This is a genomic window from Arthrobacter sp. TJ-170, from assembly GCF_058269305.1.
The window spans coordinates 185,479-209,056 of the sequence record NZ_JBZCNL010000004.1 but is presented as its reverse complement, the minus strand read 5'-3'; the positions used below and the strand labels follow the sequence as shown (position 1 = coordinate 209,056).

Here is a 23,578-nt window from a genome sequence, read left to right as displayed (position 1 = left end):
GCCAAGCCGGCGGTCCGGACGGGTCAGGCGCCCGAAAGCTCGGCGATCCGCGCCACTGCCAGTTGCGCATAGAGGGCGGTGCCGTCGGCGAGGATGCTGTCGTCGAAGGTGGCGTAGGGGGAGTGGTTGAACGCGGTTCCCGCCGGATCGACACCCGGTTGGACGGCGGACAGGAAAACGAAACTCCCGGGCACGGCCGCCAGCACCCGGGAGAAGTCCTCTGAGCCGCTGAGGGGATTGGCCATCTGCGTGTACCGCTCGTCGCCGAACAACTCACCGACGTGCTTCTCAACGTTCGAGGTCTCCGTGGGGTCCGTTACCGTCAGCGGATACTCCGTCTCATACTCCACCGTTGCGTAGAGTCCGTGCGCTTCGGCGATGCCGTTCACCAGGCGCGGGATCGCGGTTCGCATCAGCTCCCGGTTCTGCTCGGAGAAGGTCCGGATCGTCGCTTCTATGCGCGCTGATTCGGGGATGACGTTCCGCTTGGTTCCCGCATGCAGAAGACCGACGGTCAGCACCACGGGATCGAACATGTCGAACTGCCGCGTGATCATCGTCTGCAGGCTGGTCACAATTTCTGCCGCAACGGTGACGGGGTCTTTGGCACGGTGGGGTGCCGACCCATGGCCGCCGACGCCGTGGACGGTCACATCAAGCGAATTGGACGCTGACATCAGCGTGCCGGGCCGGCTGGCGAACAGGCCATTGGGCAGCAACGAGGACACAACGTGAATGCCGTAGGCCGCGTCCGGCCGCCGCCCTGCGGCCTCGAGTACACCCTCGCGGATCATCACCCCTGCGCCATCAAAACCCTCCTCGCCAGGCTGGAACATCAGTACGACGTCGCCCGCCAGCTCCTCGCGCCGGTCAGCAAGGATCCGCGCGGCTCCGGCGAGCATTGCCGTGTGCAGATCGTGGCCGCAGGCATGCATGGCCCCGTCAATCCGGGATGTGTAGTGGACTCCGGTCTGCTCCTGCACAGGAAGAGCGTCCATGTCTCCGCGCAGCAGAACCACCGGCTTCTGTCCGTTCGACGACGGTGCCGTTCCGCGCAGAACTGCGGTCACCGACGTCGTGTCCTTGCCCACGCTCACCTCGTAGGGAAGCCCGTCCAGCGCTTCCAGCACCTTCTCCTGGGTACGGGGCAGGTGCAGGCCGACCTCCGGTTCCTGATGCAGGCGGTGACGCAGTTCAGTTACTTCCCCGGACAGATCTGCAGCATGGGAGCGGATGGCAGCGGCGGTGGACATGGTTCCTCCTGCGGTGTGGTGAGGTTTCAGTGCGGCGCGCGTGGTGGGCTTGCTCACACAATCCCCATCCTCACCAACGGCCGTCAGGAGCGCAACCAGACCACTGATAGACTGGATCCACTTGCTTGCGGCACATGAAGCTTTTTACGAAGACCAACAGCCGCAGCCTGCGTCGATGAACGCATTCTTTTGTCCCGCGCTATCTCGCAAGATTGTGAGAGCGGTTGACACTGTCTGACTTTCCTTCGGCGGACTCTGGGCACCAACCGGTGCGCAGGGAAGATGAGAAGAAAGTTCGTGTACTTTACATGACTACCTTTGCTGCGCTTGGCGTGCCCACAGCGCTGGTCCGTTCCCTTACCGACCAGGGAATCACTGAACCGTTCCCCATTCAGGTCAAGACCCTCCCCGACACCCTTGCGGGCCGGGACGTTCTTGGCCGCGGCCGTACCGGCTCCGGTAAAACGCTCGCGTTTGCGCTGCCCATGGTGTCGCGCCTGGCCGAGCGCGAGGCAGCCTACCGCCGCAAGCCGGGCCGCCCGCTGGCGCTCATCCTTGCTCCCACACGTGAGCTTGCTACGCAGATCAACGCGACCGTCGAGCCGCTGGCCGCCGAGCTTGGCCTGAACACCACCGTCATCTACGGTGGCGTCTCACAGGCTCGCCAGGAAAAAGCGCTGCGTGCCGGCGTCGACATTGTTATTGCCTGCCCCGGACGGCTTGAAGACCTGATGCGCCAGAAGCTGGTGACGCTCGAGTCGGTGGAGATCACCGTGCTGGACGAGGCCGACCACATGGCCGACCTCGGCTTCCTGCCCGTCGTGAAGCGGATCCTGGACACCACACCAACCGAAGGTCAGCGCATGCTGTTCTCGGCCACCCTGGATAACGGCGTGGACAAGATTGTCCAGCGGTACCTGTCCAACCCGCTGACCCACTCCGTGGACACGACACAGGCTTCGGTCACCACCATGGAGCACCACGTGCTGCTGATCGGCGACCAGACCCAGAAGAAGCAGCTCATTGTGCAGCTCGCCTCCGGCAAGGGCAAGCGCGTCCTGTTCATGCGCACCAAGCACCACGCCCGCAAGCTCGCCAAGACCCTGACCGACGCCGGTATCCCCGCCGTCGACCTGCACGGCAACCTTTCGCAGAATGCGCGCGACCGCAACCTGGCTGAGTTCTCCACCGGTGATGTGCGCGTGCTTGTCGCCACTGACGTCGCAGCGCGCGGAGTGCACGTTGACGACGTCGAGCTCGTGGTCCACGTTGATCCGCCCACGGAACACAAGGCGTACCTGCACCGCTCCGGCCGTACTGCCCGTGCCGGTTCCGACGGTACCGTCGTGACCATCACCCTGCCCGAGCAAAAGGGCGAAGTGCAGAAGCTCATGAAGGCCGCAGGTGTGAGCGTCGGCTTCGAGAACGTCACAGCGACCTCCCCGCTCGTGGGCAAGCTGATCGGTGAGGCAGCAGAAAAGATTGACCCGCGCACCCGTGCCGCCCTCCTGGCGCAGCGCGAGACCCCGCGCGGTTCAGGCGCCTCGACCGGCGCCAACGCCGAGCGCAAGCGTGCCCGACGCGCGGCTCCCGCTGCCGGCGGCCGCGGTGGCCGCGGCGGTCGGGGCCGCGTTGCAGCCGAGCCCCAGGGCAATCGTGCGGAGCGCCGCAAGGACCAGCCGCAGGCGCCTCGCTTCGGAACTGACAGTGAGCGTCGTACCGGTGAGGGTGCCGCAGCCGGCGGCAACCGTACCCGCCGCCCCCGTCCGGCCCGCTCGGGTGACGTCGCTGCCCACAGCGCCACGGCCAGTCGCGGCTCGCAGGGCAAGGCGCAGCCGGGCTCGGGTCAGCGCAGCCACGCGCCGTCGTCGTCCGGCCGTCCCGCCGGTAGCCGCGGCTCCGGCCCCCGCAGGGCAGGCGCACCAGCCTCCAACGAGCGCCGCGGCCGCTAAGTAGCAAGCCAATAACACTGCCCACCGAGCTGAAACAGCCGGTGGGCAGTGTTGTTTCTGCACGGGTGGGAAAACAGTTCAGGGAAGACCCTCATGGTCTTTCGATGCTCAAGGCAGGAAGAATAGACCCATGAATGCACTCCTGAACATCATCTGGCTTCTCTTCGGCGGAATCTGGCTGGCGGTCGGCTACTTCCTGGCCGGGATCGTGTGCTGTCTGCTCATTGTCACCATCCCCTTTGGAATAGCATCGTTTCGCATCGGAGCCTACGCGCTGTGGCCGTTCGGGCGGTCCGTGGTGGACCGCGGCGGGCGCACCTATTTCTTCTCCACCCTGGGCAACGTGATCTGGGTTGTGGTGGCGGGCGTCTGGATTGCCATTGGCCACGTGCTGACATCCATTCCGATGTTCCTCAGCATCATCGGGATTCCGCTCGGCATCGCGAATATCAAGTTGATCCCGGTGTCACTCATGCCGTTGGGCAAGGAGATCGTTCCGACGTCGGGCACCCGGCTGCCGCAGCAGCTGCGGTAGCGCTTTACTGACCGGCCCCACGGAGGAATTCCTCCATCAGCGGGCCACCGGAAATGGACCCGCGTTCGCCTTCTCCGACAAAGACGGCGACAGCGAGATCGCCCTGCAGAGCCACCACCCAGGCATGGGTTCGCGGTGGATCCTCCGTGCCGAATTCAGCCGTGCCGGTCTTGGCGAGAACCGGTTCGCCGGGGATGTCCGCGAGCAGTTGTGCCCCTCCCACAGTGACGACGGCGCCCATCATCTCCTTCAGGGCCGCCGCCTCGTCGGCGGTCAGGTTGCTGGGTGCCGGCGCTTCTTCCGGCGTGGCTGTCGCCTCCGGTGAAGCTGACGACGACGGCGCCTCCTCCTGAGCCGCCAGGAGCGTCGGGTCAACCCGTTCGCCGGCCCCGACGGAAGCCGCCATGATGGCCAGTGACAGCGGCGAAACCAGGATTTCGCCCTGCCCGATCATCGACGCGGCATGGGTGATTCCATCGGCCTCCGTGGGAACAGAGCCGAAGAACGCCGGAGTGCCAATGGGAACGTCGATCCCGATTCCGAGGTCCGCAGCAGCCGTTGCGAGTGCCTCCTGGGAAACGACTTCCCGCTGCGAGATGAATCCGGTGTTACAGGACTGTGCGAGCGCCTGCAGCAGGGGGATCTCACCGGTGAATTCCGCCGGGTAACCGGGTACGTTCTTGAACGCGCGGCCCTCGACGTCCAGCTCCTCCGGGCAGCTTGTGGTGGTTTCCGGGGTGAAGCCGTTCCTGAGCAGGGCGAGCGAGGTAACCACCTTGAAGGTGGATCCGGGCGGATACTGGCCGAGCAGCGCGGCCTGCAACCCCTCGCTTCCCGGTCCGTTGGCGACCGTCAGAATTTCTCCGGTGGACGGGCGGATGGCAACAATGGAGGAGGCGGAGGGTTCTTCCGCGAGTACGTTCTCAGCGAGTGTCTGCAGCGCCGGATCAAGAGTGATCTCCAACGGTTTCCCGGGCACAGGTGCCTTCTCGAACAGGACCTCGCTGCTGCGTGCTTCGCCTTCTCCGGTCACGGCCTCGATGAGCATGCCGGGTGTTCCGCCCAGTTGCTGGTCATGCTGCAGCTGGAGGCCGGACAGCCCTGCGACGTCGCCGGCCTTGAGCCGCCCGTCCGACTTTTCCACCAGTTCGGCCGTTACGGCCCCGACGGATCCCAGAAGTTCACGGGCGAAGGTGCGTGTGGGGGCAAGCGGCATGGTGTCTGGAATCCCCACGGTGCCGGGGATGGCGTTCAGCTCTTCGTCGGAGACGGGGCGGTCCTCGGTGTCACGGAAGACTATAGCCTCGACGAAGGCCTGCTCACCGGCGCCGACCACCTGTTCGGTGTAGGCGGCGGAGTCGATGCCCACCAGTTCCGCGAGCGCCGCCGCGGAAGATTCCAGTTCGGACGGGTCAAGGAGGGTCTTGTCGATTCCTACCCGGATGACCGGCCGGTCAGTGACGAGTACCTCACCCCCTGCGCCGAGGATCTCCCCGCGCTCGGCCGGAGTCCTGGAGGCCACGAGCGAGGCTTCCTCGCCGAGGCCATCGACCGCGACGGAGGGGTCCCAGCCCACCTGCCAAACGTCGTCGACCAGGGTCAGCTCCGCCGTAGTGGTGTAGGTCCAGTCCTTGTCGCTCGCGTCGATGTCCCATACGTGGTTGAGCTGGGCCGTAGCCGTGTCCTCGCCTGTGGATTCCACTGATGCGACGGTCACTGTGGGCGAGACCGGATCAAGGGCAGCGGTGATCTCTTCCAGTTGGGCTGTGGCCTGTTCGGGGGAGATCGAATCGAGAGTAACGCCCGTCAGGTCCGCGTTCGTCAGGCCTTCGGCGAGGGTTGTTGCCGCATCTTCGGCGGTAGGGCCATCCTGCGTGCAGGCGGTCAGCGTCAGCGCCATCGCGGCGATGGTCAGGACGGAAGTGATGTCAGCTTTCCCCATGCGCTCCATTATCGCCCACCGGGCTTTCCGTTTGTTTCCCTTTCCACAGCGGCTTGCCGCGCTCTGTCGGGCAGGCCGCCACCGGAATACCATCGAGAGCATGACCCTTACTCGAACTGAACTGGCGGCCGGCTTCACCGTGAGCGCACAAGGTTTCGGCGGCATGGCGCTGACCGAGGTCTACGGAGGACTCGATCAGCAGCAGGCCCTGAAGACTCTCCATCACGCCGTCGATGCAGGAGTGACGTTCATCGACACTGCGGACATCTACGGTGCAGGCAGTAATGAGGAGCTCGTGGGCGAACTGCTCGCCCAGCGGCGGGACGAGGTGGAAGTTGCCACCAAGTTCGGCATCGAGGGAAGCCCGGCTGCGGGTTACACCGGCATACGCGGTGATTCCGCCTATGTCCGAAGCGCGGCTGAGGCGAGCCTGCGGCGGTTGGGAACGGACGTCATCGACCTTTACTACATGCACCGACGGGACACCTCGGTGCCGATCGAGGAGACAGTCGGCGCAATGGCTGAGCTCGTCACAGCTGGGAAGGTGCGCCACCTGGGCCTGTCCGAGGTCACTGCGGACGAGCTCGCCGCCGCCCACGCCGTGCACCCGATCGCCGCTGTGCAGAGCGAGTGGTCGATCTGGAGCCGGGACGTCGAACGCCAGGTCGTGCCGCGAGCCGCCGAACTCGGTGTCGGGTTCGTGCCCTATTCGCCGCTCGGGCGGGGTTTCCTCACCGGCGCGGTCCAATCCCAGTCCCTGTCAGAGGGTGATTTCCGTCATCGCGTGCCGAGATTCAGCGCCGATGCGATGCAGGCCAATGCCGCCGTGGTGGAGGCTGTCCAGTCAGTGGCGGTCAGCACCGGTGCTACGCCCGCGCAGGTTGCGCTGGCCTGGCTTGCGCAGCAGGGCCACAGGTTCGGGCTCCCGGTAGTTCCGATTCCCGGCACCCGCAAGCCCGAGCGCATCGACGAGAACATCGGTGCTCTTTCGATCACTCTCTCCGAGGCGGATTGTGACGTCCTGGACGCCGCAGCCGATCTCGTCGTGGGGGAGCGCAGCGCCGACCCCAATTGGGTCTCCAAAGGTCGGGAGGTTTGAACCGGGCCGGAGCATCAAGGTGGGTTCGCCTGAAGTGAAAACGGGCTCGCGACGCTGCGCACGAAAGTTGAGCGTAGTACACTCAACTTAGTCGTTGTGGTATTGCAGGGAGGCCAGCATGGACACGAAGTTCACCACCAAAAGTCAGGAAGCTCTGAACGCTTCCGCTATGAATGCCTCCACCGCGGGCAACCCGCAGGTGGAGCCGGCGCATCTGCTGAAAGCGCTGATGGACCAGCGCGAAGGCGTGGCTGTCGCGCTGCTCTCGGGCGCGGGTATCAGCGCGGACAGCGTCAGCGTCAAGGCGAGCACCGCGATCAAGGCCATGCCGTCGTCGTCGGGCTCGTCTGTAGCGCAGGCACAGTTCTCACGGCCTATGCTGCAGGTCATCACGGCCGCGCAGCAGGAGGCGGAGTCACTCGGCGACTCCTATGTATCCACCGAGCACCTGCTGCTCGGACTCGCCGCTGACTCCGGCGCCACCGGCAGGATCCTGCGTGAAGAAGGCGCCTCGCGGGATGCCCTTCTCGCTGCGCTTCCCGGGGTGCGCGGTGATCGGCGCGTAACCAGTCCGGATCCCGAGAACACCTTCCAGGCGCTTGAGAAGTTCGGCGTAGATCTGACGGAGATTGCCCGCTCGGGCAAGCTGGACCCGGTGATCGGCCGCGATACCGAGATTCGTCGCGTGGTGCAGGTGCTCTCGCGCCGTACCAAGAACAACCCGGTGCTGATCGGTGAACCGGGCGTCGGCAAAACCGCCGTCGTGGAAGGCCTGGCCCAGCGCATGGTTGCCGGTGACGTACCTGAGTCGTTGCGGGGGAAGTCGCTCATCAGCCTGGACCTTGGTTCGATGATCGCCGGCGCCAAGTACCGTGGCGAGTTCGAGGAACGGCTCAAGGCCGTACTCGAAGAGATCAAGGCTTCCAACGGCCAGGTCGTCACTTTCATTGATGAGCTGCACACCGTCGTCGGAGCCGGCGCCTCCGAGGGATCCATGGATGCCGGCAATATGCTCAAGCCCATGCTTGCCCGCGGTGAGTTGCGGCTGATCGGCGCAACCACGCTGGATGAGTACGGCAAAAACATCGAGAAGGACGCCGCGCTGGAACGCCGCTTCCAGCAGGTCTATGTGGGTGAGCCGAGTGTCGAGGACACCATCGGCATCCTGCGAGGGCTCAAGGAGCGTTACGAAGCGCATCACAAGGTCTCAATTGCCGACTCGGCGCTGGTTGCGGCCGCTACGCTGTCCAACCGGTACATCTCGGGCCGGCAGTTGCCGGACAAGGCGATTGACCTCGTGGACGAAGCGGCGTCCCGCCTGCGTATGGAGATCGACTCCGCCCCGGAGGAGATTGACCAGCTGCGCCGGGTCGTCGACCGCCTCACCATGGAGGAGCTGGCGCTGGAAAGCGAATCCGACGAGGCCTCGGCGGAGCGACTTGCGGCTCTCCGCGCGGACATGGCCGACCGTAAGGAGCAGCTTGCCGCGCTGAACGCCCGGTGGGAGGCTGAGAAAGCCGGACTGAACCGCATCGGCGACCTGAAGGCAATGCTGGATGAGCTGCGTTCGCAGCAGGAGCGTACCGAGCGCGAGGGCGACTTTGAGACGGCTTCGCGCATTCTCTACGGTGAGATCCCACAGGTGCAGCGAGAGCTGGATGCTGCACAGGCTGAGGAGGAGCGGTCCGCTGACTCGCCGGATCTGATGGTTGCGGAGGAAGTCACCGCGTCGGACATCGCTGAGGTCATCTCCGCGTGGACCGGCATTCCAGCCGGGCGCATGCTCCAGGGCGAAAGCCAGAAGCTGCTGCATATGGAGGAGAACCTCGGGAACCGCCTGATCGGGCAGAAGAAAGCAGTCGCGTCGGTCTCCGACGCTGTGCGCCGTGCCCGCGCAGGTATCTCGGACCCGGACCGTCCCACCGGATCGTTCCTGTTCCTTGGTCCCACCGGCGTCGGCAAAACCGAGCTCGCCAAGGCGCTCGCGGAGTTCCTGTTCGACGACGAGCGCGCCATGATCCGGATCGACATGTCCGAGTACTCCGAGAAGCACGCGGTCGCGCGGCTGGTTGGGGCACCTCCGGGCTACGTCGGTTATGACGAAGGCGGACAGCTCACCGAGGCGGTCCGGCGCCGGCCCTACAGTGTTGTGCTGCTTGACGAGGTTGAGAAGGCCCATCCTGAAGCCTTCGACATCCTCCTGCAGGTGCTCGACGATGGCCGGCTCACCGACGGCCAGGGGCGCACAGTGGACTTCCGCAATGTGATCCTGGTGATGACTTCGAACCTTGGCTCCCAGTTCCTGGTGGACCCGACGCTCGACGAATCGGCCCGGCGGGACGCCGTCATGTCAATCGTCAACGTGAGCTTCAAGCCGGAGTTCCTCAACCGGCTCGACGACATCATCATGTTCGACGCACTGAGCCTCGAGGAGCTGTCGCGAATCGTGGATCTGCAGGTGCAGGCTCTCGCCGGTCGCCTTCAGGACCGCCGACTCACGCTCGACGTCACCGATGCGGCGAGGGAGTGGCTGGCGCTCACGGGCTTCGACCCCGCGTACGGTGCCCGGCCGCTTCGCCGCCTGGTGCAGCGCGAGATCGGCGACCGCCTGGCCCGCGGGCTGCTGGCCGGCGAGATCAACGACGGCGACAAGGTCCGTGTGGATCGCGCAGCGGACGGAGCAGAAGGGCTGACGGTTACCGGTGTGAGGGAATAACGCGGCCTCTGTCAGCCCGTCTGTCCAGCGCAAGCGGCGGGCTACTCGGCGAGGAGGGTGTCCGTGATGACGTTGCCTTCGTCGGAAACCACGAAGCAGTCAATACGCCGGTCGCCATCGGCCCAGGTCCCCGAGGTTGGGGTGACCTGGGTGAGCGTGAGTTCCGGGTAACCGGCGGCCGCGTTCTCGTCGATCGGCACCGAGTTGCACAGGTCATCACCGCTGGCGGTCAGCGCGGCTTCCCCGGGGAAATCCGCATCCTCGGAAAAGCTGGTGGTCGCCAGCAGCTGGGCGTTGTGCGGCGTGGTGCAGGAGACCGTTGTGACGTCGGCACTGACGTCCACCGAATCGAATCCGAGGATGCAGGCACCGGCGCCCAGTTCCAGCGGCGAGATGTTCTCGGCAATGATTCCGTCAGCGCCCGGTGTGGTGTTCGGAGTAGACCCTGCCGCCGAATCGCCTGACGCCAATGCGTTGACAATGCCCGTGATCGCGAAGATCAGCAGGGCAATCACCAGCAGACCCACTATGCGAGGAAAATCAGCATCTTTCGTTTCGAACCCTTCGAGGATCGTCCCGCCGCACGCGCCCGAATGCGGGTGGGTGCAGGGGCATCAGGGTTCGCCGGGGGCAGACCGTAGGCGCCGCCCACGGGTGGTACGGGGCTTCCCGGAGCTTGCGGATGGGGGCGAGGGAAAGGCTGCGCCCAAGGTGCGTCAGGAGCTTTGTCTTCTGACGCTGCGTCTTCTTGAGCTGTGTTCTCCGCGGCCGAGGTGTCGGTAGCGGGAGAGGTCGGCGGGCTGTCAGGCAACTGATCTGCGTTTTTCTCTTGCCCGGCTTTCCCCGGACCATCAGCAGGCGGTGCGGGGATCCCCGCGGGCAGATCGGTTGCATCGCCCGGAGCGCCTCCCGCATCGCCGGCAGTGCCTCCGGCAGGTGCAGTGCCCGAGGGTGCTGCACCCTCAGCAGGGTCCTCGGCCGGACGGGGGCCGGCCACGAGCGTCCCCACATTCTCGGCTTCCTGGGCGACCGAATCGGCTTCTGCGGCTGCCTCCTCCAGCGAAGCGGCCTCGGCCACATCGTCGCTGATCTCCGCCCCTTCGAGGGTCGGCTCGCTCAGACGGAGCTCCTCCGCACTTGTGTTGAGGGTCGGCTCAACCGCATCAGCGGAGACATCCGGGTCGGAGAGGCGAACGTCGTCAGCGCTCAGGAGTTCCGGTTCCGGTACAGCGGCTTCGCCCGCTGCGGAATCGCCATCCTCCGGCTTGTCCGGCTGATCGCTCATAGTGAACTGCCCTTTCATGTGCCTGCCGCGGTGACGGGCTGATTCTGGTCCAAAGTACCCCACGACTCTAGCCAACTATGGGGCTTTTCCGCATGGGCGGGGGATAACCGCACAACTATTGCGGGAAGCAACGGCGTCGGCCAGCACGTCGGACCTGTGAAACCATGTAATCTATACGTACGACACATTGACCGGATACTCCGGGGCCTCGTTGCGCCTTTATTCTCAAGGCCCGGCGACCACCTCCGGATCGACGCACAAAAGGGGGTCACGCCATGGGGCGCGGCCGTCAGAAGGCGAAAGCCACCAAGCAGGCACGGGACATGAAGTACTTTAGCCCGGCCACAGACTATTCGGCGCTGCAGCGTGAGCTCACAGGCCCCGGTAGTCGTGCCTCCCGCCGCGATGACCCGGTTGAACCGGATTATTCGGCGTATGAGGACAAGTACGCGGACGAGTTCGATGATGAAGAGGACGACGGCGGCTCCCGCCGCATCGGCTAAGCTCGCTCGGCCGTCGGATTTCACTTAACAAACGGCGCATCGATCCCCTTTGAGGGCGGTGCGCCGTTTTGTGTTGGCTTTCTCTATCGCGGTGTCCAGGTGGGTCAGCTCCATAACCGCCCCCGCGGCCGCGAGTACTGCCTGTGCTCAGGCTTGCTGTCGCATCCGGGGCACATCGCCCTGGCGCTGCTCCGCCGGCCGGGTAGTGCTCTGGCGCACCACGAGGCTGGTGGCCAGGTCCAGTTTGAGGTTGTTGGGGCGCTCGCCCTCGCGTAGGCGCAGGACCATCCGGGTGGCTTCCTCCGCCATCTGGATGAGCGGCTGATGAACTGTCGTCAGGGCGGGGCTGGACCACTGTGCCAGCTGCAGATCGTCATAGCCGACAATCGAGAGTTCCTCAGGCACGCGCAGTCCGAGCTGCCGGGCCGCATCGAGGACGCCCAGCGCCTGTAGGTCGCTCCCTGCGAAGATTGCGGTCGGCGGTTGTTCGCCGCGCAGCAGCGCGAAGGCATGGTCCCTCCCGCCGTCGACGTGGAAGTTGCCGTACCTGATTAATTCAGGATCAATCGGCAACGAGGCCATATTCATGGCGGAGCGATAGCCGTCCACCCGGGCCAGCGAACACATCATGTCCTCAGGTCCGCTGATGACCGCCACACGGGAATGTCCCAGTTCAATCAGGTGGCGCGTGGCCATCATGCCGCCGGCCCAGTTCGCGGAGCCCACGGACGGAACGTCCGGCGCGGGATCTCCGGCCGGGTCAATGATCACGAAAGGGATCCCACGCGCATCGAGCTTCTGCCGGAAGTCCTGTGGCAGCTCCGAAAAGACGAGGACAACGCCGGCCGGCCGGCGGGACATGACGCCCTCGATCCACTCAGCTCCCGGCGCCTGGCGCGTACCGGTTTCCGTCAGAACCACGCTCATCCCGTGTTCGCGCGCCACATTCTCCACGCCGCGGATCAATTCGAGCGCCCAGGCACTCTCAAGTTCGTGGAAGACGAGTTCGACGAGGCCTGTCCGGGTAGTGGAAGCCTGCCGACGCCGGTACCCATGTTCTTCGAGCAGCTTCTCAACTTTCGCTCGAGTTTTCGGGGACACGTCCGCGCGCCCGTTGAGCACTTTTGAAATCGTCGAGAGCGAAACCCCAGCCGCTGTCGCAAGCTGGGCGAGGGTAACGCGTGGTTCTTCCACAGGATTCGACATGTCGTCAGCTTACCTCCGCCACTCTCCAACGCAATGAACTGTTCATCGCATTATGTGACCGCCCGCACCTTTTCGCCTTGCACTTTGTGAGAACCGATATATACACTCGGGGCGTCACATAACTTTCGGTATAATTATCGAAACTTTCGAAAGGCGTTCGATGAAGAACAACCGAACCTGGATGGCGCGGGGCATTGCCGGCAGCGCTGTCATGATGCTGGGACTGACGCTCGCCGGATGCGGCGGGGGAGGCGGCGACGCGTCCAATCGCCCCGAAGGTGAAATTCACGTCGCGGTATACGGTGATGCAGGCAACAAGGTCGAGCAGTCCATGGTGGACAAGTTCAATGCCACCTCCGACGTGAAGGTCGTCCTCGACACCATCCCCGGCGCGGACTACCAGAGCAAGCTGCAGACCATCATTGATACCGACTCGGCGCCGGACGTGTTCTTCAACTGGGGCGGCGGCAGTATCGCGAACTTCGTGGACGCGGGGCTTCTCATGCCGCTCGACGAGTTCATTGAGGAAGATCCGCAGCTGAAGGAAGCATTCCTTTCCTCGGTCTTCGAGACGGCGGTCATCGATGGCAAGGCTTACGGCATCCCGATGCGCGGTACGCAGCCGGTCATGCTGTTCAACAACTCCGAGGTACTCAAGGAAGCGGGCATCGATGCACCGCCAGCCACCTGGGATGAACTGCTGGACGCCGTGGAGAAACTGAAGGCAATCGGTGTCACGCCGATTGCCCTGGGCGGGGCGGACCAGTGGCCCACCCAGATGTGGTTCCAATACGTTTTCGACCGTGTGGCCGGACCGGAACTGTTCCAGGCGGCACTCGACGGCGACACCAGCGTCTGGGATTCCGATGAAAGTCGTGAGGCACTCGGGATGCTGCGTGAGCTGATTGACGCGGGCGCCTTCGGCACCAACTTCGACTCCGTCAAGTTCACCGACGGCGGTTCGCCCGCACTGCTCTCCAGCGGCCGCGCAGGTTTTGAAGTGATGGGCTCGTGGGCGTACGCGACCCACCAGGACTCGGACCCCGAGTTCGCGGAAAACGTCCTCGGTTACAGTGAATTCCCCGCGATCGAGGGCGGCGAGGGCGATCCGAAGAACCTCGCCGGCAATACCAACAACTTCTACTCCGTCCACAAGGACACCCGCTATCCCGAAGAGGTCGCCGAGTTCCTGAAGCTGATGTACTCGGACGAGTTCGTCCACGAGCAGGTGGCTATCGGCAATCTGCCCACCACGACCAACACGGAGAAGTTCCTCGACGAGGCAGCCGATCCGGAGTACGCCAAGTACCAGTTCAACCTCGTACAGGACGCGCCGAACTTCCAGCTCTCCTGGGATCAGGCTTACCCGCCCGAGGCTACCGTGACCATCCACACCGCGGTGTCGCAGTTCTTCAACGGCCAGATCGACGAAGACGGCTTCATCAAGGCCATGCAGAGCCTTTAGGAAACACCATGACAACGCTTGCTACCCGCAGGCGTCCAGCGCCGGGCGGCTCCACCGTGAGCCGCCCGGCCCGCTCGGGCGCCTCCTCCGTGGGACGCCCCGGCTTTGCCTGGGCACTACCGGCCACCATTTTCTTCGCGCTGTTCGCTCTCGTTCCGCTCGCGGCGGTGGCGGTCCTGTCCTTCACCTCCTGGAGCGGCCTCGGTGACCCCAAATTCGTGGGTTTCGAGAACTGGGAAGCGCTCATCGCCGATCCCGTGATGCTCAAGAGCCTCTGGCTGAGCCTGCTCTTCATCGTGCTCGGTGTCATCACCCAGACACCGTTGAGCATCCTGCTCGGCGTCTGGGCCGCGGGTAACCAGCGGAACCGCGCAATCCTGAGCGCCATTTACTTCGTTCCGCTGCTGCTCTCTTCCGCTGCGATCTCCGTACTCTGGCGGGCGCTCCTTGACCCGAACTTCGGGATTCCAGGGCAGATGCCCTGGCTGTTCGGCGACGGAAACCTGCTCGGCAGCCAGGCCGGCGCCATCGGTGTCCTGATCTTCGTGGGAATGTGGCAGTTCACCCCGTTCCATACCCTGATCTACCAGGGCGCAGCGAAGTCCATTCCATCAGTGCTCTACCAGGCGGCGTCCATCGACGGTGCCGGAACTGTGCGCCAGTTCTTCTCGATCACCCTGCCGCAGCTGCGGAACACGGCGATCACCTCGATTATCCTCATGGTCGTCGGCGGCCTGACCACGTTCGAAACTGTGCTCATCCTGACCAACGGCGGGCCGGGCACCGACACCACCATCACCGCCTTCTACATGTACCAGGAGGCGTTCCAGAGCTTCGACTTCGGCGTCGGCAGCGCAATCGCCCTCGTACTTGTGATCGTGGCAACCGCGATATCGCTGGTGGTCGTCAAGGTCTCGGGCTACGACAAGATGACCAGCTCTCTGGAGGGAGTGTAATGAAGCCCCGTCCCAACTACCTTGCCGGCGTCGGCTCTTTCATCTGGCTGCTGATCGTCGCCCTTCCCCTCTACGTCATGCTGTCCGGGACCTTCCAGACACGCGCCGAATTTGGTGACGGTGGACCGCTCGCCCTCCCGAGCAGCTTCACGCTGCAGAACTACGTGGACGCCATCACCAGCGGGTTCGGGCGGTACTTCCTCAATACCGTCGTCGTGACGGCCGGAGTGGTCGGCATTGTTCTGCTGCTTGTTCCGCCGCTCAGCTATGCGATTGTGCGCAGCCGGAGCCGCGGAGCGTCCTTCGTATTCCGCTTCTTCCTCCTGGGCCTGGCAATTCCGGCGCAGGCGGTGATCGTGCCGGTGTTCTACCTCATCAACACCGTTGGCCTGTACGACAACCTGATCGGCGTCATCCTTCCCACCGCAGCGTTCGCGCTACCTATCTGCACGCTGATCCTCAGCGGAACGATGCGCGACATAACAGGAGAGCTGTACGAGGCCATGGCCATGGACGGCGCCAGCCCTGCGCGTGCCTTCTTCCGCCTGGTCCTCCCGCTGTCCAAAGGCGGAATTTCGACAATCGCCGTCTTCTCTGCCCTGCAGGCATGGAACGGGTTCCTCTTTCCCCTCATCCTCACCCAGTCCGAGAGTACCCGCGTGGTGACCCTCGGTCTCTTCAACTTCCAGACCCAGTACGGCGTCAACATCCCGGGGCTGCTGGCCGCAGTAACCCTCTCGATGGTGCCCGTCCTGCTTGTCTATCTGTTTGCGCGCCGCGCGCTTGTCCAGGGCCTCATGGGCGCTGGCGGAAAGTAACCATGACTGAAACAACACTGCACGACGCCCTCTGGCGTAACACCACGGCGGCACCGGAGGACCGGGTCGAAGCCCTGATCAGGGCGATGACGCTTCGCGAGAAGATCGCCCAGCTCGTCGGCGTCTGGGTCGGCGCCAACACGGAGGGCGGGGAGGTGGCTCCCCATCAGAACGACATGAACGAGGCGGTCGACCTTGACGAGCTTCTGCCCCACGGCCTTGGACAGCTGACGCGTCCGTTCGGGACAGCTCCGGTGGAACCGGGGCTGGGCGCACTTTCCCTGCAGCGCACGCAGGAGCGGATCGTGGCAGCCAACCGGTTCGGTATTCCGGCGCTCGTCCACGAGGAGTGCCTGGCCGGGTTCGCAGCATGGAAGGCGACGGCGTACCCGGTGCCCCTGGCATGGGGAGCCACGTTCAATCCTGACCTGGTGCGCACGATGTCCTCCACCATCGGCGCGGACCTCAGGTCCGTCGGCGTACACCAGGGCCTTGCACCTGTGCTCGACGTCGTCCGGGATGCGCGCTGGGGCCGGGTCGAGGAGACCATCGGCGAGGACCCATACCTGATCGGGACCATCGCGACGGCCTATGTGCAGGGACTTGAACAGGCTGGGATCGTTGCCACCCTCAAGCACTTCGTCGGCTACTCGGCGTCGAAGGCAGGGCGCAACCTGGCACCGGTTTCGGTCGGTGAGCGCGAGCGGGCAGATGTCCTGCTGCCGCCGTTCGAGATGGCGATCCGGGAGTCCGGTGTGCGCTCCGTCATGCATGCCTACACGGATATCGACGGCATCCCGACCGCAGCGGACGGCTCGCTGCTCACCGGGCTCCTCAGGGACACCTGGGGATTCGACGGCACGGTGGTCGCCGACTATTTCGGGATCGCCTTCCTGAAGGAACTCCATCGCGTGGCTGCGACTCTGGGCGAGGCAGCTGCTGCCGCCCTCACCGCCGGAGTCGACGTCGAGCTTCCTACCATCCACGCCTTCGGTGAGCACCTGATCGCAGAGATCGACGGCGGGCGGCTGGGGGAAGACATCGTTGACAGGGCATTGCGCCGGGTACTGCGCCAGAAGCTCGACCTCGGCCTGCTCGATCCGGAATGGTCACCCATTCCTCCGGCTCTCACCGATACGGAGCCCGCCACGACGCCGGTCATCGACCTGGACACGGCGGCCGGCCGGCACGTCGCAAGCGAACTGGCCGAGCAGTCCATCGTCCTGGTTCGGAACGACGGCATCCTGCCGCTCGCGTTCACCCCACGGGTTGCCCTTGTCGGACCGAACGCCGATACACACCGCGCGTTCCTCGGCTGTTACTCCTTCCCGGCCCACGTCGGTGAACAGCACCCGGAGGTTGAACTGGGACTTGCCATTCCGACCGTCGCCGAGGCGCTGCACCGGGAGCTTCCCGCCAGTGACATCACTGTGGCTGCCGGCTGCACCATCGACGGGACCGCGACCACCGGGTTCGACGAAGCGCTCGCGGTTGCCGGGGGCGCAGACGTGGTCATCGCCGTGCTCGGCGATCGGGCGGGTCTTTTCGGGCGTGGAACCAGCGGTGAGGGATGCGACGCAGAGTCCCTCTCGCTCCCGGGAGTTCAACAGCAACTGCTCGACGAGCTGCTCGGGACGGGCAAGCCGGTCGTCGTTGTGCTGCTGACCGGGCGACCGTATGCCCTCGGAGCAGCCGCACGTGAGGCAGCCGCCGTCGTGCAGGGGTTCTTCCCCGGTGAAGAGGGTGCAGCGGCCGTGGCCGGTGTCCTCAGCGGGCGGATCAATCCAAGCGGGCGCCTGCCCGTCAGTGTCCCGGGCACTCCGGGAGCCCAACCCTCCACCTATCTCGCCGCTCCGCTGGCACAGGCGAGCGGCGTGTCCAACATCAACCCGACAGCCGCATTCGGTTTCGGCCACGGAATCAGCTACACCGAATTCACCTGGCAGAACCTGGAAGCGGACGCCGTTTCCGCGCCGACTGACGGCGAGGTGACGGTCAGCGTGCAGGTGGCCAATACAGGTGGGCGCGACGGCGTCGAGATCGTTCAGCTGTACCTGCACGATCCCGTGGCATCGGTGGTTCGCCCCGTACAGCGGCTCGTCGCCTACGCGCGGGTTCCGCTCGCTGCGCGCTCATCAGCGCGGGTGGCATTCACCGTCCCGGCGGACGTGACGGCGTTTACCGGCCGGGACGGCCTGCGCATCGTCGAACCAGGGGAGCTGGAGCTCCGGTTCGGAGCGTCCAGCAGCGACATCCGGCTGACTGCCCCCCTCACCCTCACCGGGGAGACCCGGGTTGTGGACCATACCAGGCGGCTTCACTGTGAAGTGGGGATAGAGAGTCTGTAGGGTCCGAATAAGCACGGCAGACCGTCGCCGCCAACCGACGGCGGTCTGCCGCTCCACTCCCCGGCAGGGTTGCGTCAGGAACTGATCGCCCGCACGCTGGCCCGGGTGACGAGCTTGGTGGAGAGTTCGATCCGCGGACTCTCCACGGATTCTCCGCGAACCAGCCGGGCGAGCGTGCGCGCCGCAAGCGATCCCATTTCGGAGAGCGGCTGTCGCACCGTGGTGAGAGGCGGAGAGGCCCATCCGGCTTCAGGCAGGTCGTCGAACCCGATCACGCTGAGGTCATCCGGAATACGCAGGCCACGCTGGCGCGCAGCCTCGTATACGCCGAGGGCCATCTGGTCGCTCGCGGCGAAAATTGCCGTCGGAGGGTCCGGATGGGAGAGGAGTTCGGTTCCCGCAGCGAAACCCGAGGGGTAATCGAAGTCTCCGGTGACCACGAGGTCGGGATCGGCTGTGATGCCTGCGGCTTCGAGCCCTGCCCGGTACCCGTCCAATCGTGCCCGGCTGCACCACAGTCCCGGCCGTCCGGCGACAAACCCGATGCGCCGGTGGTTCTGCTGGATCAGGTGCTCGGTTGCCGTCACTGCTCCGGTCCAGTTGGTCGCGCCGATGGTGGGCACCTCAAGGTCCGGCACACCGGCGGGGTCCACCACCACCACCGGAAGGTTGAGCCGTTGAAGCTCCGCGTGGAGAAACGAATCCAGGTCAGTGGTCACGAGGATGGCGCCGTCGCTGGTCCGGGCGCCGAGCGCGTCGAGCCACTTGCGTGTGGAATCAGCTCCGCCGCGGCGGTGGATTGCCGAAACCACGACGGACATGCCCTCTGCATTGAGGGCTTCCTCAACGCCGCGAATGATCTCGACGGCCCAGGGACTGTCGAGATCATTGAACACCAGGTCCACCAAATTCGACGGCGCCGCCTGCACGCCGCGGCGGCGGTAACCGTACTCACGCAGCAGGTTCTCAATGCGCTCGCGCGTCGCCGGAGCGACGTCCGAGCGGCCATTCAGGACACGCGACACAGTGGGAATGGAGACCCCTGCTGCCGCGGCGATCGCCGAGATCGTGACGGCTGGTTGGGCGTTGTCCTGCAAGGTCTTCCTCCTGTGCGCTCCGGGAGCGGACGAAGGTGCCCCGGATAATTTTTCGGCCGCACCCTTGACCTCATGCGTGCGGCGTTCCTAACATACAACAGCGGTAGTTCCGGAAAGTTCCGGAAAAGTTCCGATCGAGGTATCGGACAGCCGCACCAGGCACCTCAAAGGAGAGCACATGTTGGTCCATCAGTCCCTTGCCGCGGCGGTCCTCGCATCGGCATTGATTCTTCCTACGGCGCTTCCGGCCCTCGCCGAGCAGCGCCAGGCTCCGCAGGCCCCCGGACTTGAGAAGCAGGACACCCTCCGTTGGGTTGCGCCGCAGGATCTCAAAATCGGCACAGCCGTAGCCGGCGGCGGTCATCACGAAACCCAGCCCTACCCGGACCCGTTCACTTTCGATCAGGAATACCGGGAGCGGCTTGCGGCGGAATTCAATTCCGTCTCCCCCGAGAACCAGCTCAAGTGGGAATTTGTCCACCCTGAACGGGATACCTACCGCTTCGCTGAGATGGACGCGATCGTGGAGTTTGCACAGCAGAACAAGCAGGTGGTCCGCGGCCACACCCTGTTCTGGCACAGCCAGAACCCAGCATGGCTTGAGGAGGGCAATTTCTCCAAGGATGAGTTGCGGGCAATCCTGAAGGAGCACATCCAGACGGTCGTAGGCCGGTATGCCGGCAAGATCCAGCAGTGGGACGTCGCCAACGAGATCTTCAACGGGGACGGGACGCTGCGCACCAAGGACAACATCTGGATCCGTGAACTCGGACCGGAAATTATCGCTGACTCCTTCCGCTGGGCCCATGAGGCAGACCCCAAGGCCAAGCTGTTCTTCAACGACTACGGGGTGGAGGGCATCAACGCCAAGAGCAACGCCTACCTCGAACTCATCCCTCGCCTGCAGGCGCAGGGGGTTCCGGTTGACGGCTTCGCCATCCAGGGGCACCTCAGCACCCGCTACGGCTTCCCCGGGGACCTCCAGGCGAACCTCCAGCGCTTCGACGATCTCGGGCTCGAAACGGCAATCACCGAGATCGACGTGCGCATGGACATCGCACCGGGCACAACCCCGACGGCGGCCCAGTTGCAGAAGCAGGCAAGCTACTATGATCGGGCCCTGGAAGCCTGCGTGGCGGTGGAGGAGTGCAATTCCTTCACCATCTGGGGCTTCGTCGACAAGTACTCCTGGGTTCCCGTCTTCTTTGCGGGCGAAGGAGAAGCAACGGTCATGTGGAACGACTTCACCCGGAAACCCGCCTACTACGCACTGCAGGAGACCCTCGAGCAGGCATCTCCGGGCCGGGGTAACCGATGAGGCAGCGGCGTCTCGTTGCGGGCGCCACGGCGTTCGGCCTGATCGCGGGAGCCGGCGCGCTCGCGCTGCCGGCTGCGCAGGCGGAGGAAGCGTCGGTGCTGCTGAGCGAAGACTTCGAAGACGGCAGTTTCAGTCCGCTGACGCAGAACGGCGGGCCGGCACTCTCGGTGGTGGACGCCGACGGTGATAAGGCACTGCTGGTGCAGGGAAGGACGAACGACTATGACGGCATCAAGACACCGGCAAGCCTCCTGCAGGCAGGAGGCACCTACACCTTCTCCGCGCAGGTGAAGCTGTCAGCAGCCGCCGGGACGACGACGTCGGCACGCTTCGTCGTTGAGCCCGCCTACAGCTGGGTAGGCAACACCACCGTCTCCGCTGACGCCTGGACCACTGTGAGCGGCACGTTCAACGCCCCCGCCGGAGCCGATCCGACAACCTTGCGGGCCTATCTCGGAACTGGAGACCTCGGGGCACCCTATGACTACCTCGTGGACGACGTCGTGATCACCGGCACGGCCGCCCCGGCCGACGGCGGCACCTGGCAACTCGCTCCCGATCCATCCTTCGTTCCCGGCGGAGCGGTCAGCCCCACGACCTCACCGCTCGCAGCCGCGCGCGGTGAGGGAAACGCAGTTGCCCTTACGTTCGATGACGGGCCGAACCCGGGTGAGACGACAGCCGTGCTCGACTTCCTGCGTGACAAGGGGATCACCGCGACGTTCTGCGTGATCGGGCAGAATATCCAGGCCGCAGGCGGTGCGGAACTGCTCCGGCGGATCGTTGCCGAAGGACATACACTGTGCAACCACGGAACGTCCTACGCCGACATGGGGTCCTGGACTCAGGCGCAGATCGAGACTGACCTCAAGGAGAACCTGCGGATCATCCGGGACGCTGCGGGCGATCCCACCCTGCCGGTGCCCTACTTCCGGGCCCCCAACGGCAGCTGGGGCGCCACCGGCGAGGTGGCAGCGGCCCTCGGAATGCAGCCGCTGGGTCTCGGCAACGTCATCTTCGACTGGGACGGCAACGATCTCAGCGAGGCAACCCTGACGGCAAACGTTCGCGCGGCCTTCACCCCCGGCGCGGTGGTGCTGGCGCACGACGGCGGCGGTGACCGCACGAACACGGTCCGCGCCGTGACGACGGTCGTCAGCGAAAAGCTCGCCGAAGGCTGGACATTCACCCTTCCGCGCGGCGGCGCCGGAACCGAGGGGTTCAGCGGCATCACCTCCGGCTTCGAAACCGGTACTGACGGCTGGACGGCGCGCGGCGACGGCGTGGAGGTAGCGCCCAGCGCGGACGCCCGCACCGGCACCGGAAGTCTCCTCGTCACCAACCGCACCCAACCCTGGCACGGGGCCGCGCTCGACGTGACGGCGGGCCTGCCTGTCGGCGCCGCAGTGGAAATCTCCGTCTGGGCAAAGCTGGCGCCGGGGCAGTCCCCGGCCTCGCTCAAGATTTCCGTGCAGCGGGACAACGGCGGGGGCAGCGCCTATGAGGGCGTTGCGGGAGCCGGCGCCATGGTCACGGCAGACGGCTGGACGGAACTCAAGGGCACCTACACGCTCGGTGCGGCGGCCGACAAGGCTCAGGTCTATGTCGAGGGAGAGACAGGAGTCTATTTCCTGCTGGATGACTTCAGCCTCGCCCCGATCACCGAAAAGCCGATCCAGACAGACGTGCCGGCGCTGAAGGACGTGCTCGGTGCCCAGGGCATTGAACACGTCGGCGTAGCCATCGATGCGCGGGAAACCGCCGGCACCGCTGCCGACCTGGTGCGCAAGCATTTCAATGCCTTCACCCCGGAGAACGCGGGAAAGCCGGAAAGCGTGCAGCCGGTCGAGGGTCAGTTCGCCTTCACGCAGCTGGACCAGTTGCTGGACTTCGCGGACGCCAACAATGTGCAGGTCTACGGACATGTGCTGGCCTGGCACTCGCAGACCCCGGCGTGGTTCTTCAAGGACGGTGAGCGTGATCTCACCAACAGCCCGGAGGACCAGGCGCTACTCAAGGCACGCATGGAAGCTCACATTAAGGGCATCGCGGATCACATCAATGCCCGCTACCCGGACGGGAACAGCCCTATCTGGGCGTGGGACGTGGTCAACGAAACCATTGCCGACGGCGACACCGCCAACCCTCATGACATGCGGGACAGCCGGTGGTTCCAGGTCCTCGGGGAAACCTTCGTGGATGAGGCGTTCCACCTCGCGGACCGCTACTTCCCGCAGGCGGCTCTGTTCATCAATGACTACAACACCGAGATGCCGGAGAAACGGGCAGACTACCTCGAACTGATCCGCGCACTCGAGGCCCGGAATGTACCGATTGACGGGGTGGGGCACCAGGCCCACGTCGACGTCGCGCGCCCCGTGCAGTGGCTCGAGGACTCGATCAAGGCGGTGGAAGCCGCGAACCCGGAACTCCTGCAGGCCATCACGGAGCTGGACGTCAACGCGTCCACGGAGAACCAGGGAGCGGACGTGAGTGGCGCACCCCAGGATCCGTACAGTCCTGCATTCGAGAATGATGAGGACGCAGCGGCGGAAGTCGGGTATTACTACCGGGACCTGTTCGCCATGCTGCGCGAACACAACGAGTCGGTTGATGCTGTGACCTTCTGGGGTATCAGCAACGCCCGTACCTGGCTGCGGACCTGGCCCATGGCCCGGCCCTGGGAACAGCCGCTTCCGTTCGACGACGAACTGCAGGTCACTCCGGCCTACTGGGGGATCGTCGACCCGGCCAGGCTGCCCGCGCGTCCGGACGATGTGCTCCCGCCGCGGATCGCGGGCCAGTCGGACATCGCAGTGGTGTCCAATGGTGCCAGCGGCGCCAAGGTGAAGTACAACCTTCCGTCTGCCATTGACACCCTCGACGGCGTGGTGCCGCTGAACTGTGCGCCCGGGACTGGCAGCCGCTTCCCGGTCGGGATCACCACGGTGACCTGCACGGCCACGGACGAAGCGGGTAACACCCGGACAAGTTCGTTCGACATCGTCGTGACGCGCAAACAGGCCGGCAAGTCCTGAGGGATTCTGCCGGGCTGCCGCTGAACGGCTGAGCACTGCGAAGCCCC

General features: G+C 65.0%; 17 protein-coding genes. 11 read left to right on the top strand and 6 right to left on the bottom strand.

Annotation, left to right across the window (positions count from 1 at the left end; genetic code table 11):
- Window positions 1-23: 23 nt before the first annotated feature.
- Window positions 24-1,253: a M20 metallopeptidase family protein gene (locus AC4D1W_RS09660; RefSeq protein WP_490890426.1), complete on the bottom strand. Its 1,230-nt coding sequence runs from the start codon at window positions 1,251-1,253 to the stop codon at window positions 24-26.
- 308 nt (window positions 1,254-1,561) lie between these two features.
- Between AC4D1W_RS09660 and AC4D1W_RS09655 the strand changes: the two genes are divergently transcribed.
- A complete protein-coding gene (locus AC4D1W_RS09655) occupies window positions 1,562-3,205 on the top strand; it encodes a DEAD/DEAH box helicase (RefSeq protein ID WP_490890077.1) in 1,644 nt (547 codons plus the stop codon).
- 130 nt (window positions 3,206-3,335) lie between these two features.
- On the top strand, window positions 3,336-3,740 hold the full coding sequence (locus tag AC4D1W_RS09650) for a YccF domain-containing protein (RefSeq protein WP_490898611.1): 405 nt from the start codon (window positions 3,336-3,338) through the stop codon (window positions 3,738-3,740).
- 4 nt (window positions 3,741-3,744) lie between these two features.
- Here AC4D1W_RS09650 and AC4D1W_RS09645 read toward each other — a convergent pair whose 3' ends face one another.
- Window positions 3,745-5,682, bottom strand: coding sequence for a penicillin-binding transpeptidase domain-containing protein (locus AC4D1W_RS09645; protein ID WP_490898610.1), 1,938 nt, complete (start codon window positions 5,680-5,682; stop codon window positions 3,745-3,747).
- A 100-nt stretch (window positions 5,683-5,782) separates the two neighbouring features.
- Here AC4D1W_RS09645 and AC4D1W_RS09640 point away from each other — a divergent pair, with 100 nt between their 5' ends.
- A complete protein-coding gene (locus AC4D1W_RS09640; protein WP_490898609.1) occupies window positions 5,783-6,781 on the top strand; it encodes an aldo/keto reductase in 999 nt (332 codons plus the stop codon).
- Between the two features lie 118 nt (window positions 6,782-6,899).
- The gene (gene clpB, locus AC4D1W_RS09635; RefSeq protein WP_490898608.1) at window positions 6,900-9,497 is read left to right on the top strand and encodes an ATP-dependent chaperone ClpB; all 2,598 of its coding nucleotides are present in this window, start codon (window positions 6,900-6,902) and stop codon (window positions 9,495-9,497) included.
- Between the two features lie 41 nt (window positions 9,498-9,538).
- Here clpB and AC4D1W_RS09630 read toward each other — a convergent pair whose 3' ends face one another.
- Together AC4D1W_RS09630 and AC4D1W_RS09625 are read right to left on the bottom strand one after the other, a co-directional pair.
- Window positions 9,539-10,024 carry a septum formation family protein gene (locus tag AC4D1W_RS09630; RefSeq protein ID WP_490898607.1) on the bottom strand — a complete coding sequence of 162 codons (486 nt, stop codon included), beginning with the start codon at window positions 10,022-10,024 and terminating at the stop codon, window positions 9,539-9,541.
- Entirely contained in the window at window positions 10,024-10,782 is a 759-nt protein-coding gene (locus AC4D1W_RS09625) for a hypothetical protein (RefSeq protein ID WP_490898606.1), read from the bottom strand. Before AC4D1W_RS09625 ends, AC4D1W_RS09630 begins: the two co-directional genes overlap by 1 nt.
- A 275-nt stretch (window positions 10,783-11,057) precedes the next feature.
- Between AC4D1W_RS09625 and AC4D1W_RS09620 the strand changes: the two genes are divergently transcribed.
- Complete coding sequence (locus AC4D1W_RS09620; RefSeq protein ID WP_490890069.1) at window positions 11,058-11,285, top strand: DUF3073 domain-containing protein; 228 nt, start codon at window positions 11,058-11,060, stop codon at window positions 11,283-11,285.
- A 147-nt stretch (window positions 11,286-11,432) separates the two neighbouring features.
- On the opposite strand, the gene AC4D1W_RS09615 is transcribed toward AC4D1W_RS09620, so the two are convergent.
- On the bottom strand, window positions 11,433-12,491 hold the full coding sequence (locus AC4D1W_RS09615) for a LacI family DNA-binding transcriptional regulator (RefSeq protein WP_490890067.1): 1,059 nt from the start codon (window positions 12,489-12,491) through the stop codon (window positions 11,433-11,435).
- A gap of 160 nt (window positions 12,492-12,651) precedes the next feature.
- Between AC4D1W_RS09615 and AC4D1W_RS09610 the strand changes: the two genes are divergently transcribed.
- From AC4D1W_RS09610 to AC4D1W_RS09595, 4 genes are read left to right on the top strand one after another with little or no spacing between them, the layout of a single operon-like run.
- A complete protein-coding gene (locus AC4D1W_RS09610; protein WP_490898605.1) occupies window positions 12,652-13,956 on the top strand; it encodes an extracellular solute-binding protein in 1,305 nt (434 codons plus the stop codon).
- An 8-nt stretch (window positions 13,957-13,964) separates the two neighbouring features.
- Complete coding sequence (locus tag AC4D1W_RS09605; RefSeq protein ID WP_490898604.1) at window positions 13,965-14,912, top strand: carbohydrate ABC transporter permease; 948 nt, start codon at window positions 13,965-13,967, stop codon at window positions 14,910-14,912.
- Entirely contained in the window at window positions 14,912-15,730 is an 819-nt protein-coding gene (locus AC4D1W_RS09600; RefSeq protein ID WP_490890061.1) for a carbohydrate ABC transporter permease, read from the top strand. Before AC4D1W_RS09605 ends, AC4D1W_RS09600 begins: the two co-directional genes overlap by 1 nt.
- 2 nt (window positions 15,731-15,732) lie before the next feature.
- Window positions 15,733-18,078 carry a beta-xylosidase/alpha-l-arabinosidase gene (locus AC4D1W_RS09595; protein WP_490898603.1) on the top strand — a complete coding sequence of 782 codons (2,346 nt, stop codon included), beginning with the start codon at window positions 15,733-15,735 and terminating at the stop codon, window positions 18,076-18,078.
- 74 nt (window positions 18,079-18,152) lie between these two features.
- On the opposite strand, the gene AC4D1W_RS09590 is transcribed toward AC4D1W_RS09595, so the two are convergent.
- Window positions 18,153-19,175, bottom strand: coding sequence for a LacI family DNA-binding transcriptional regulator (locus tag AC4D1W_RS09590; RefSeq protein WP_490898602.1), 1,023 nt, complete (start codon window positions 19,173-19,175; stop codon window positions 18,153-18,155).
- Window positions 19,176-19,353: 178 nt separating this feature from the next.
- On the opposite strand from AC4D1W_RS09590, the gene AC4D1W_RS09585 reads away from it, so the two are divergent.
- Together AC4D1W_RS09585 and AC4D1W_RS09580 are read left to right on the top strand one after the other, a co-directional pair.
- The gene (locus AC4D1W_RS09585; RefSeq protein WP_490898601.1) at window positions 19,354-20,493 is read left to right on the top strand and encodes an endo-1,4-beta-xylanase; all 1,140 of its coding nucleotides are present in this window, start codon (window positions 19,354-19,356) and stop codon (window positions 20,491-20,493) included.
- On the top strand, window positions 20,490-23,531 hold the full coding sequence (locus AC4D1W_RS09580; RefSeq protein WP_490898600.1) for an endo-1,4-beta-xylanase: 3,042 nt from the start codon (window positions 20,490-20,492) through the stop codon (window positions 23,529-23,531). The genes AC4D1W_RS09585 and AC4D1W_RS09580 overlap by 4 nt, the downstream gene beginning before the upstream one ends.
- The last annotated feature ends 47 nt before the right edge of the window (window positions 23,532-23,578 follow it).